General features: G+C 34.1%; 10 protein-coding genes. 2 read left to right on the plus strand and 8 right to left on the minus strand.

Annotated elements, in window-relative coordinates:
• Positions 1-8: 8 nt before the first annotated feature.
• From CUN60_RS09460 to CUN60_RS09495, 8 genes are all read right to left on the minus strand, one after another.
• Positions 9-608, minus strand: coding sequence for a sugar transferase (locus tag CUN60_RS09460; protein ID WP_102951805.1), 600 nt, complete (start codon positions 606-608; stop codon positions 9-11).
• Positions 609-624: 16 nt separating this feature from the next.
• Positions 625-1782, minus strand: coding sequence for a DegT/DnrJ/EryC1/StrS family aminotransferase (locus tag CUN60_RS09465; protein ID WP_102951806.1), 1158 nt, complete (start codon positions 1780-1782; stop codon positions 625-627).
• Between the two features lie 85 nt (positions 1783-1867).
• A complete protein-coding gene (locus tag CUN60_RS09470; RefSeq protein WP_102951807.1) occupies positions 1868-3472 on the minus strand; it encodes a glycoside hydrolase family protein in 1605 nt (534 codons plus the stop codon).
• A gap of 28 nt (positions 3473-3500) precedes the next feature.
• Positions 3501-4709, minus strand: coding sequence for an O-antigen ligase family protein (locus tag CUN60_RS09475; RefSeq protein ID WP_102951808.1), 1209 nt, complete (start codon positions 4707-4709; stop codon positions 3501-3503).
• On the minus strand, positions 4684-6807 hold the full coding sequence (locus tag CUN60_RS09480) for a GNVR domain-containing protein (protein ID WP_102951809.1): 2124 nt from the start codon (positions 6805-6807) through the stop codon (positions 4684-4686). Before CUN60_RS09480 ends, CUN60_RS09475 begins: the two co-directional genes overlap by 26 nt.
• A 71-nt stretch (positions 6808-6878) precedes the next feature.
• Positions 6879-7790, minus strand: coding sequence for a polysaccharide biosynthesis/export family protein (locus tag CUN60_RS09485; RefSeq protein WP_102951810.1), 912 nt, complete (start codon positions 7788-7790; stop codon positions 6879-6881).
• A gap of 156 nt (positions 7791-7946) precedes the next feature.
• Entirely contained in the window at positions 7947-8510 is a 564-nt protein-coding gene (locus CUN60_RS09490; protein WP_102951811.1) for a hypothetical protein, read from the minus strand.
• A 259-nt stretch (positions 8511-8769) separates the two neighbouring features.
• The gene (locus tag CUN60_RS09495) at positions 8770-10227 is read right to left on the minus strand and encodes a beta propeller repeat protein (RefSeq protein WP_102951812.1); all 1458 of its coding nucleotides are present in this window, start codon (positions 10225-10227) and stop codon (positions 8770-8772) included.
• Positions 10228-10786: 559 nt separating this feature from the next.
• Here CUN60_RS09495 and folK point away from each other — a divergent pair.
• Complete coding sequence (gene folK / locus CUN60_RS09500; protein WP_102951813.1) at positions 10787-11638, plus strand: 2-amino-4-hydroxy-6-hydroxymethyldihydropteridine diphosphokinase; 852 nt, start codon at positions 10787-10789, stop codon at positions 11636-11638.
• A gap of 4 nt (positions 11639-11642) precedes the next feature.
• The gene (folP, locus tag CUN60_RS09505; RefSeq protein ID WP_102951814.1) at positions 11643-12785 is read left to right on the plus strand and encodes a dihydropteroate synthase; all 1143 of its coding nucleotides are present in this window, start codon (positions 11643-11645) and stop codon (positions 12783-12785) included.
• The last annotated feature ends 50 nt before the right edge of the window (positions 12786-12835 follow it).

The following is a 12835-nucleotide window of genomic DNA, read 5'->3' on the forward strand; positions in this document are numbered from 1 at the left end:
AAATATTTTTAGCGGGCAAAAATTTTAAATATCGTTAGAAAAATCAAATAAATATCAGTAGTCATGCTTCTGGTTTTGACATATTTCACCGCATAAGCCAGTTTCTCTGGTAGTATTTCGTTTATATAGGCATTTTCTGGATTCTCTGACTTTGCTAATATCTCATTCTCATCGATCATTTTTAACGATGCATAGTCGGTTATCCCCGGCTTCACCCGGAAAACTACCGCCTTAACTTCTGGCGGAAAATATCGGACATATTCAGGGACTTCCGGGCGCGGACCAACTAGCGACATACTACCTAGAAATACATCAATGAGCTGCGGTAATTCATCAAGTTTACTTTTCCGTAAAAAACGTCCAATCACAGTAACACGAGGATCGACACCAACCGTTATTTTGAGTCCACGTGCTTCGGCATCGACTATCATGGTACGAAATTTATGAATCTGAAATGGCTTTTCATACTGCCCAATTCTAGTTTGTCGGAAAAAAACTGGTCCTTTAGAACCAGTTTTAATCAATACGATAATAACAAGAAAAATTGGAGATAGAATCAGTAACCCAATGAAGGAACAAACAATATCAAAAATTCGTTTGGCTAACACGATATTATACTTATAGCTAAGCTAAAATCTGTCTAATGACAGCAATTACATAGCTCTGATCTTCATCTGACATTTTTGTATATAATGGCAAACTTATCGCATTTTTATAATATTGGCTGGCAGCAGGAAAATCAGTAGGAGAAAGCTGATAACGCTCTTTCCAGTAGGGTTGCAAATGTAATGGAATAAAATGTACTGAAGTACCAACGCCATGATCACTCATTTGTTGGATAAACTCATCCCGGCTTATTTTATCAGTATTTAATTGACAACAAAATAAATGCCATGAGTGTAGATCAGTTGCTGGATTTTTGACTTTAGGTGGCAAAATTAGCGGTAAATCGCTTAATTCAGCAAAATAACGCTCTGCCATTGCTTCACGTCTGGCTTGAAAACGATCAGCTTTGGCTAATTGACAAAGCCCAAGACTACTCGCAATATCGGTCAAATTATATTTATAACCTGGCGCAACTACCTCGTAATACCATGATGGTTTTTTAGAAGTATAACGATCAAAAGCATCACGATTTATTCCATGTAGGCGCATTACCTTGCAACGCTTAGCGATTTCTGGATTACTAGTAACAATCATCCCGCCTTCACCAGTAGTAATCGTTTTGGTTGCATAAAAACTATAAACTATCGCATCTGAGGCATGCTGCCCGATATAAACATTATTAATTTTACTTGGACAGGTATGTGCCGCATCTTCGATAACTCGAAGGTTATGTTTCTTCGCGATTGCTAAAATTGCCTCCATATCACAGGCAAGCCCCGCCATATGTACCGGGATAATTGCTTTCGTCCGGCTAGTTATTTTACTTTCAATCTGCTTGATGTCAATACATAATGTATTTGGGTCGCAATCTACAAATACCGGGTCAGCGCCAAGATAACGTACAATCTCACCAGTTGCAGTAAAGGTAAGAGTTGGGATGATAACTTCATCACCATCAGTGATCCCGCACGCTTCAAGCGCAAGATGTAAGCCAGCTGTCGCCGAATTTACTGCAATCGCTTCAACATTAGCATTTACGTATTCAGCAAATTTTTGTTCAAATTCTTTAGTTTTTGGTCCTGTAGTCACCCAGCCAGAACGCAGGGTCGATACAACTTCATTAATTTCTTCTTCACCAATATCTGGTAAGGCAAATGGTATAAATCTTTTTTCCATGTCTGAACTTACTCCATCAAGCTAAGCCTGAATTTTTTTAAATTATTAAATCTGTTTAAAGTTTGATTAAAGCCTAAGCATAATCTTAAAAAGCATTATTTTGCTGGATTATGAATAGATTGTGATTATTAATTGTTTTCACTTTTTCCTGTTTAACTCCAAAAGTATTATCCGTCATCTCCAGATAATTAATTACAGGATTTTTTCCATATGGGTAAGCCTGAAAAATTACCCCATTTTGTGGGCTGATGATTTTACTATTATTAAGGGAAATCTTATTAATTTCAGCAATACAAAATTGACTAGAAATGGCAAGCGCGTTCCCTATTCCATTCCGTATATTGCAATTATTTATAGTATAATAATCGCTATCCCGTTCTGGTCCAATTACCAGTGCTGCTAACTTCTGATTACTAATCAAAAAACTTGAATTACTAATACTAACATTAACAGCACCAATATATGCGCCACTCACACAGTTTATATTGCTCATGATAACATTTGAGCAATTACCATGAAAATCAAGTCCAAAATTACTACTACCAGAGAAGTAGAGATCGGATAGCCTAATATTTCGGCATGGAAAAGTACCGCCATGAGATAAAGAATGAAACCCTCCAGAAAACCTAGAATTGGTTATTTCAATGTCCTGACAGGAGTCAACCAAGCAGCCATAATTACTTTCTCGCTGAGATATACCATTTTGGATATTACACCCCCCAATTTTAACATTTATTGACTCGATTATACTTAAACTATTATCCTCAAATCCTGACATCATGAGATTATTAAGCTCCAACCCTGCAATATTAAGAAATTTAATACCATAACGGTTTTTATTAGCAATAACATTCACCCCCTGAAGCCGTAATTTCCCACTCATAAATGTATAATAATTCAAATTTTCAGGCTTATAACTTGCCATTCCGTCAGCAAATTTTTTATGACTAATAGCTTCTGGAGTCAAAATTTCTCCCCTCATATAGTATGAACGCGACTTACACCATAAATCAGCAACTGCCCATGCAGAAATTAAACCTAGATCACTATCTTTAGGTTGATTATTACCCGGAATAACTTCCACTGTTTTTGGGTCAATAATTTTCGTTATATAAAATGTTAGATTAGTATTGTACCCAACAAGATTTTTACCTAACATATCTTTGGTAAAGTAACTACGCTCGGATGTCATTACCCAGCTATAATCATCAATTTTGGATAAATTAAGTTCTAGATTATCAAATAAAAAATTATCTTGGCGTAGGACAAGATTCCCGGCATTTGCTGTAGTGCCAACTATTAGGGATTCAAAATCTTTAATACTAGGTAATTTAAAATCAGTGCGTGAACCATAAAACTCGATAGCGTAGTTTTTCACTTTGCTAAATCTTAGTATAGTTTGATTGCCGATAATATTTATATCTTTAGTAACTTCCAAACTTAGGCTTTGATTGATATTATATGCCCCAGAAGGTAAAATTAATGTTCCTCCAGTTTTTGCGAGCTGATCAAATGCTCTAATGAATGCTTCAGTAGAATCTCCATTTTTAGCAACTGTGCCAAAGTCCTTTAGATTATATACGCGTTTGTTTTTAGCTTCAGCTAAGGCAAAATTAGTAGTACTGCCAGCACCCAAGGCAATAATTCCAGCACTCTTTAAGAAGTTCCTGCGTGGATAATTTACAGTCATAAAGCTATCCTAGAAATACGCTTAACCATTAGATCTCTTCATGAACTCTACTCGACTCAAAAAAAGCATTTACAAATGCAAACAATACAAATAACCTTGGATTATTGAAGGGAGTATTACTTATTGAGCCAACTATCATTGCTAGGCTGGTACTAAGCATAAAATAGCCACCAGAAAATTTGTTTAAGACTTTTGAGATTCCATTAAACAAAAGATGAAGAAACATATAACAATATAAACACAAATAAACAGCTCCATATCTGAACCAGCCAAGAATATACTCATTTTCAGGATATGTTTGGGTAATGTAAAAATACTCTTTATATCCTCCATAACCCAAAATAGGTTGGAGTTTAATCATTTTTAGTAATACTTCCCACTCGTTAACCCTTCCGGTAAATGAGTGAGTTTGTGATAATTTACTACTATCAAATATTAAAGCAAGATACCTTATATCAAGAATCTGAATAATGAAATATATAATGACGGCAAAAAGCACTATTGCAATATTACCAGTCAAACATAATACTATGGCAAATAATCCCCCAGTGGTTGCAAACATCGTTCTTGATTGAGTTAACATTATTATAATGATGCATGCTACTATTAAAATAATATAAACCTTTCTTCGTGTAAGAAAAAACACATCCAAAACATAACCCAAAACTATCAAAAAAAACGTAGCATTATTATTTGGGTTACCTATAAGCCCGGTAATTCTTGGGATTGCTGAGGATAAAGCAACTTTGTCGAATGCATCCATTTGAATCTGATTACTGTATATACCATATACTTTAGTTAATCCAGGAATCTTTACCAGCTGAAGAATGTTTAGTATCGCAAGAATAGCTATTGAAACAATAAGTATTCTTGATACTTTGTGATACCCATCAGAATCCTGCATGTATAAAAGACATATATTATACGCAACCATTCCCTTGATGATTTTATTGTAAAATTCAAATGAATTAAGTGATATCAGACGATTATTAAGTCCGATTGAAGCAAACATCACTATTGCCATAAGAATAATTATACGGATAAAAAACGTATCAAAGATGATTCGTTTATAGCAAAGATAGATAAATGATAATAAAATTAAAATATCTTCCGGTCGTGCTGCAAAACTGCTACTTAAACGTATATCTGGCAGAAAAAGAACAAAGAGCAAAATTGAAATGGTAAAAAACTCTTCTACTGAATTATCTGGCTTATAATACTTTTGAGTAGATATCATGTATGATCAATTTTTTAGTATAATTAAAAATAGCAGCTGTTATCTCGATATTATTTACTTTTAATAATCTAATTGACATTGTTAATGCCCTAACACCCTGATATGGCGAAGTTATCAAAAATCTGTAGTCGCTAAAGAATAAACTCGTAGCCAGTACCGCATCAAGATAAATATTAGGCAAATCAATCAAAACGATATCATAACTTTCTGAAGCATCTATTATTTGCTGAATTTTTGTTTTTATCTCAAAAGCATTATCATTATAATTTAACCAGATAGTATGTAGGTTACTATTAATTAGATATTCTTCATCTTTGCCATTCTTATTAGTAAAAAAATTGTCTTCGGTACCAACAGTTATCAGTAAGACTTTTTGTTGTTGTTTTGAAAGAAAAAAGGCACAATTAAATGCAATAAATGTAGAACCCTGTCCTGCCCAAGTAGAAAAAAATTGAAAAATCCGACTATTTTTCCGGCTAGCCAGTATTCCAGCAGTCAGAATTTTAAAATCCCGGTTTGCCTGAACCGAATGTACAGAATCTAGCTTTAATTGCTCCTTGAAAGTCAATCCCTTTATTTTATTTTTGTATTTTACATACCTTATAATAGCAAAAACTGGTATTTCAAACCGTTCCTCCATAATAAATGGATCTGGATTTTTTCTTGACATCCATACCCCTAGTATGATGAAGACGCTAACAATAAATCCCAAGATGGCACTTATCAAAATTATCATCTTGCCATGAGATGACTCCGGTAACTCAGGAATATCAGGATAATCCAGAATGGTGATTGGGCTAATCTGCCCAGATGCAGTTAATAATAATTCTTGCTGTTTTGATTCCAGTTTTGCAACCAATTGCTGATTTAATTCCAAATCTGCTTTTAATTTAATTAATACCACTTCTTTGGCTGGAAATTTAGTTAGCTCAGTTGTTAGCATTTGTTTTTTCGCAGATAAATCAGTTTGTTGAGATAGCAATGATTTGATAACTGGATGCTTTGGGCCATATTCACCTTGTAGTGCTGCCAAAGTTACCTTATTATTGGTAATTTGCTGGTCTAAATCAGAAATATTTTTAAGTAAAGATGTTTCCTGTTCATCAAGTACAGTTAAATGGTTTTTTTCCTTAAATAAGGATAGTGTTTTTTCTGATTTTGCAAGCTTCTCTTTTGCATTAGGTAATTCATTATTTATAAAATTAAGTGTTGCATTTATCTTAGCAAGTTTACTAGTTCTTGATTTTTCTATAAGTGTATTTATTAATTCAGCTACGATTTCCTTGGCTAGACTAGGATCAGGTCCTGCCAAATCAATTTCAATAATGCCTGTAGTTGAATTACCTGTATCTTTCTTCGTTTTAACAACTTCATTGATTTTGAGTCTTTGTGTTAGACTCTTTTCTACATTGATAACATCTCTTTTTTTTAGCGAAAAAATTGTTCCCGGATGAGCCTTGATTTCATCCACACGAATCCGAAGATTCCCATCCTGACTACTAGCTAGTTCTCCCACGACGCCAGTTAAAACAATGGTCTGTTTATTTAAAAGTAGATAATGTTTGCTATCGAGTACTTTAATAGTATATGGTTTTTCAAACATATTTTCAGGAACCGAAAAAAGTGGAATTTCAAGCCTCTCACCACCCCAAGAATAGCCACTATTTCGGTTTACCCAAAATGGCGAAGACTCAAGCCCTGGCTTCTTCTCTCGTAAATGTTTGTAAAACATATATTTGCCAACAACCGGAAACAACTTTGGCTGAACTTCTATATCTAGATGTAGACTATCAATTACAGGATCCAGAATATAAGGTAATGTCAAATAAACCATGCTTTTTTCGGAAACTGGAGCATTATTGGTAAATATGGGCTGATTATCGTCAAGTACCTTGTCTGCGACCTGATAATTAGCATTAGTATCAGAGTTATCAACCTGAATCGAAGATGTAATCTGATAAATTGGCGGCGAAGTTAGCCAAAAAATTGTCCCCAAAACCATACCAGTTAGCACACATAACGTAACTAATAAAGTATTATTTCTTATAAGAAGAATGAGTTTAGATAATTCAAAAACACGAATTTTTACTGGTTTCATAAGGCTAATTTAAATCTTATCAATTTGTTACGTTACAAAGCTAAATATCAAATATAACTATATCATAATTGTTAGTTAGTTATTCCTGGAATAACCGAATTTGGAATGCTATTCTCAGTATACCAAATAGTTTCTGCAGCCGGTAATATCTGTGTCATCACTCGATTAAACTGAGCTATACCTGCAGTTGAGACATAGACAATGTCTTCATTTCTTAGGAAAAACTTCTGAGCATAAAGCATCGCGGTAACCGAACCAGCATCAAGAAGATAAGCTTCAACGGATTTAGGGTCTTTCTTGCGTAGAACATAAATCTGGTTAACATTTGAAGTTACCGGATTAATTCCACCAACAAGCTCAAGTGCTGAGGTAAGATTCATACCAACATCAGTTATCGGTAAAATCTGGCTTTGCTGAACCTCACCCATAACATATACTTTCTGACTACGAAACCCGGTAATTTTCAAATTAACATTGGGATTTATAATAAAATCTTTATAAGCCTGAGTTAAAGTATCACGAGCCTGACTAGTAGTTTTACCTGCCAAATTTATTTTGCCAACAAAAGGCAAGTAAGCATTGCCGCTATTATCAATAAGGTAGCTATCCGACTTATTTTCCGAAGGATTACTCAAACCATAAGTAAGATCAACCTGTTTTGTTGGAGAGGATTTAGGGTCATAATAATTTGCTTTTATCGAATTAGTCATATTACTAATAGAGACTTCAGGATGCCCCCAGATTGAAAGACTAATAATGTCACCAGCACCTAGGACATAATCGCTGTTTTTAGCAATCGTACCAGACTCAACCAAATACTGATCAATCGGATTAATAATAACTGTGATATTATTAATTTCGGTTACCCTAGTCATATGAGTATTTAGCCCGGTCAAATTCATGCTCGGAGCAAAAAAACAGGAAGTAAGAAATATCGCCACAAAAACTATGGCAACTTTCAATATATTTGGAGGATTAATCAACTATGCTCACATCCGTAATTATTAATATTAGACATACAAATTAGAAAATAGTTCGAATTGTCGGTGATTATAACAAATTTTCATTGGACATAAACTACAGAATTTAGATTCAAGGCAGAAAAGCGATTTTTTACTGGTACTCACTATAAATTTAGCTTATTTCACCCTAAATTTAGCTGATTTTATATTTTCAGAAGGATTATTTAATGAAATATTTAAGTAAGTATATTTATCCTGAGATCTGCCATTATATTCAAAATCAGATGAGCTGGCTAATAGTTGATAATAAATTATACCCTGACCATTTATATACTCACCAGTATCAATCACTACCGCACGGAAATCATTTACCTCCGTACCACCCAATGTAACCGATAAAGAGACAGCGCCCAACAAAGTATTTAAATTTTTATCATAGAAATATAAATCCGCATTAGTATTTACCTCAGCGACAAATACATCAAGGTGGGTAAAACTCATTGGTTCTAGCTGAATATCGTGGCAATTATACACACATACCAGTTTATCATTAAATTTAGGTCGGATTACAATAGTCCGGTTAGTTTTATTTTGCAAAGTAATCATTGCAGGAGCCCTTAGCTCTCGTCCCCAAATAGCGGTATTCATAAGAAATATTGCCAAGAGAAGAAATACAATCCGAACCCGACCTGTAATCAGGATAGATAATGGCATCGTAACATAGATACAGGATTTTTTCATAAGTTCCAAATTTCTTGTATAAACTCTCTAAAAACACAACTATAAATATAGCCAAAAAATGAAAACACCGTCCAAAATTGACAATAATATTTACGCTAATTAGTTAAAAGACTACTGAGGTTAATTTGCAGTAAAAGTTTTGAACCGTTTTGAATTATTTCCATCAAAAGTCTTACTATTGGAGAAAATAGCGGGAGCACTCCCGCTATTCCTATCTGAAACGATGAAACTTTGTTATTTAGATATTAGAATAATTTGGCTAGCAAAGTTTCTTCAAAACTGTTTTGCCATCAGCACTAACAATATCAATACTATTGTCGTCCGATTTATAGAGAATATATGCACCTTGACTGTTTGTATTCGATGAGTAAGTTCTATAGTCACCCTTGACCTGAAGGTTTCCATCTAGCAGCATCTGCATTGAGCCTGGGGTTGGAGTAGTATGCCAGTTAGTTGTTGATGCCCAAAGAGGTCCGCTTGTCCCATAACAAACTAAATTTGAATCTTTTTGTAATACAAAAGTACGTGAAGCATTTTTAAATAATACAACGTCTTGTGTGCCACTCTGGTTCGTATAGCTAGCTCCAGACGCAAGGACCAACTGATTGCCTGTAACTTGTTCCCAGACCGGAAGAGAAGCTGGCTGATTACGTTTTTTTCCAACCAGAATAGTGGCGCTATTACCAACAACAAAACAATCACCTTGATCAAAGCATTGGATGCTATTTAGAGAGACATTATTTATTGGCAATGTCTGTTGACTCCAAGCATTAAAATCTCCGCTTGCCACCATAGTTGAGCTTGCCGCTGTACCACCAACTGAGATAAATTGATTAGAAATATTATCTAGAATAATTGAATTTAAACTATAGCCCTCAGCTGCAGTAACTGGAGTCGTCCAAGCTATTGAATTCTCAGAAAAGACAACTTTACCATTTGAACCAGCGGCAATAAACCACCCATCAAGAGCATCATAAGATAATCCATTAATAGCCATTCCTGTAAATTTGGTTGCTCGAGACCATACAGCAGTATCAAAATTAGCAGCACTTTTATATAAAATACTCCCATCATCACTACCGAGTAACATCATACCATTCCCATAGGTAGCACTAATCAACTTCATATTATCAACTGTATTTCTAACACTAACTGTACCACGCCCCGCAGCTTTGATTTCAAAAATCGTACTCGCACTTGCACCAACAACAAGATTACCCTGAACATCAACAACAGAATACAAATTAACTACTGGATTTAATGTCTTATACAACGTCCAAGATTTACCATCAGCCGAAGATAACACCGTAGAATTATCGCCAACTGCATAAAATAAGCTATTTGTAGAATTATATGCTATAGAGTGAAGGTTAACCGAAACTCCTGAATTAGCCTTATTCCAACTATAGCCATCAGGAGAATACAGTATTTGACCACTATCACCAACTGCAATGTAAACACCATTTCCTTTAGCTATTGAATATAAATTGGCATTAAAACTATCCGATAGACCATTTGCTGCTGAGTTTGAAGCACTATATGAAACCCTTACTTTAGTTAGAATTTGTTCATTGTCCTCATTATAACTCTTGCTTGCTAGCTGAACTCCTGGGCTAGCATTGCCATTATTTGTCGCACCACTATTACATGCAACAAGAAGAATTGATACGATAAAACCGCTAATTATTACTTTGAAATTATTTTTATTAATTGACATACGCTTTCCTCAATTATGTTATGGAGTTTACCGTATGGTAAAACTTTATTCGTAAAGTTCTAATTTCAGATATGCAGCAACATAATTGCTACCAAATATCTTAAATTAAAATTTTAAGGCTAGATTATAACTATTGTTATCGCCTTGCACAATAGACAATTTTGTATAATGTTTATTCAAATTTGGATGAACGCTATTATAATTCAATCATAAATTTATTATAACCATCCAAAATGGACGGGGTAAGAAAAAACTACTTTTTTATTAAATCAAATTATATAACCATTACAAAGGTGACCTTATCTACATTAAAAAGCCAAGAGGAAGTAGATTCAACTATCTCCCCCCCAATTTTGCCTAAATAAAATTAATTACAGCAAAAATATGTACACACTAAGATTTAAGAGATTTATAATCATGACATATTATTACATTTAATCTTCAGAGAACTATCCGTTAGACTGAACATAAATTAATAAATCACCTACCTTTTTTAACTAATTGATAATAAATAATCTTTAGAATAGCTAAAAACAGATTTTATTGAAAAACGAAGACCATGATGATGAATAATGAACAGATGTACCTGAATATTGATGGAATAACTGCAAATGCACTTATTGGCTGTTATAGCTATGAACGCGGAATGCTTCAGCCAGTTGAAGTAAGTTTGAAGCTATATATTAGTAAGCCTGATTATGCAGATGGTATCGAAAGCACCGTTGATTACTCAGAAGTTTGTGATTATGTAAAAAGTGTTATTGCTGCCAATCATTTTCATCTGGTAGAAAATCTTGCTAAACAGCTGGCACACCAGCTATTATTAAATTATCCACTATTAAATAAAGTTGAAATTACGGTTAGTAAATCACTTGTTAATGGGGTTAAGGCAAAGCATATAAGTTGTCATTTTACACAGAAACGTAAATTTAAAGTAGCTCTGGCGCTAGGTTCAAATATGAATAATCCGCGCCAACAATTAATAAATGCGATTGAACTGCTTGGTGAATTTATCGACGATATTAAAATTGCATCATTTTATCGAAGTAAACCACAAGGCTATAGCGAACAGGAAGATTTTTACAATACCTGTATCAGTGGCTACACAAGCTATACACCACAGGAACTTTTGATTAATACCAAGAAGGTTGAGAAATTACTGGGTAAAAAAGAAGAGTTTATCAATGGTCCAAGGATTATTGATATTGATATAGCACTTTATGAATCAAAAATTTACAATAATCTGTTTTTAGCTATACCTCATCCAAGAATGTATGAACGCGATTTTGTGATTACACCATTAGCCGAAATTGAACCAGATTGGTTACATCCAAAACTAAATATTAGTATAAAAGAAATTAAAAATAGCTTGGCAAATAGCGAAAATTTCATCATTGAGCAAATCAGTTAAGTCTATGGAAACCATTTTCTATTATCTAAGTGCAGATAATCGCGCGAGCCTACGCAATTGGCTAAGACCAATATATGATAAATATACAAATTCGTCATTATTTCAGCTAGAAGATAAGATATATATTCTTATTGCAACTAATAATGCGAGTCTAGCTGCTGAATGTCCTGAACTTAGCCCTTGTGAGATCAATCCAACCCCAGCAACTCCACTTGAACTATTACTGAATTGGGGGGTTTTTGAGTTAACTGGTGATCACCAGCAGATAATACTTGATCATAACGCTAAAACCATTGCTGATGGCTGGCAACTGACATTTGCTAATCAGGATATCACTCGCCTACACCATAAGCTGACCGAATACATGCTAATTATCAATAATACTCCAGACTCATTTTCTGAGGCTGGCAAGCTCTATAATAATCATGAAAAAATCTTGGCTGAGATTGAAATTGCTGCCAACAATGGGGTTAGTATTGTTGATTTAGGTGCGGAATCAACCAGACCTGATGCAGCAAAAATTGATAGCCAAGAAGAAATTCGTAGACTAGAGAAAATCATAATCCCGATCCGTGAGCTATGTAATAAATATAAGCTAAAGCTAAGTCTTGATAGTTATAAGCCTGAGACAATCGAAAGGTTTATCGATTTAATTGATATTATTAATGATCAAAGTGGTGAATTACCTGATAAAACTCTGCAACAGATAATTGAGAAGAATAAAACTTATCTTTGCATGCATAGTCTTACCATCCCAGCTAATCGTGAGATTAATATCCCACTAGAAAAAAATCCATTAGAAATAATACTTGATTGGGCAGAAACAAAAAAAAGCCAGCTATTAAATTTCGGCTTTAGTAAAGACAAGATTATTTTAGATATCGGAATTGGCTTTAATAAAGTTGCTACTCAGTCATGGTATTTACTAAATCATGCTGAAAAATTTCATAAAGCCCAACTACCCATCCTGATTGGACACTCAAGAAAAAGCTTTATGAATAAAATTACTGATTTGCCAAATGCTGAACGTGATTATGAAACAAGTATTATTTCTGGATTTCTAAGTAATAAAATGATAGACTATCTAAGAATCCATAGCAGCAATTTCATTCCACGACTAAATAAAGTTAATAGTCAGTTTATTTAATTTAAACTAAAACTTTAACACACCTGAATTTCATTATCACAAGAAATAAT

This window comes from Aquella oligotrophica (genome assembly GCF_002892535.1).
GTDB classification, from domain to species: Bacteria; Pseudomonadota; Gammaproteobacteria; order Burkholderiales; family UBA11063; genus Aquella; species Aquella oligotrophica.

Bases quoted from the DNA above. Each gene is read 5' to 3' on its own strand.
- CUN60_RS09465 (WP_102951806.1), bottom strand. From the start codon at position 1,782: ATGGAAAAAAGATTTATACCATTTGCCTTACCAGATATTGGTGAAGAA.
- CUN60_RS09470 (WP_102951807.1), bottom strand. From the start codon at position 3,472: ATGACTGTAAATTATCCACGCAGGAACTTCTTAAAGAGTGCTGGAATT.
- CUN60_RS09475 (WP_102951808.1), bottom strand. From the start codon at position 4,709: ATGATATCTACTCAAAAGTATTATAAGCCAGATAATTCAGTAGAAGAG.
- CUN60_RS09480 (WP_102951809.1), bottom strand. From the start codon at position 6,807: ATGAAACCAGTAAAAATTCGTGTTTTTGAATTATCTAAACTCATTCTT.
- CUN60_RS09490 (WP_102951811.1), bottom strand. From the start codon at position 8,510: ATGAAAAAATCCTGTATCTATGTTACGATGCCATTATCTATCCTGATT.
- CUN60_RS09495 (WP_102951812.1), bottom strand. From the start codon at position 10,227: ATGTCAATTAATAAAAATAATTTCAAAGTAATAATTAGCGGTTTTATC.
- folK (WP_102951813.1), top strand. From the start codon at position 10,787: ATGATGATGAATAATGAACAGATGTACCTGAATATTGATGGAATAACT.
- folP (WP_102951814.1), top strand. From the start codon at position 11,643: ATGGAAACCATTTTCTATTATCTAAGTGCAGATAATCGCGCGAGCCTA.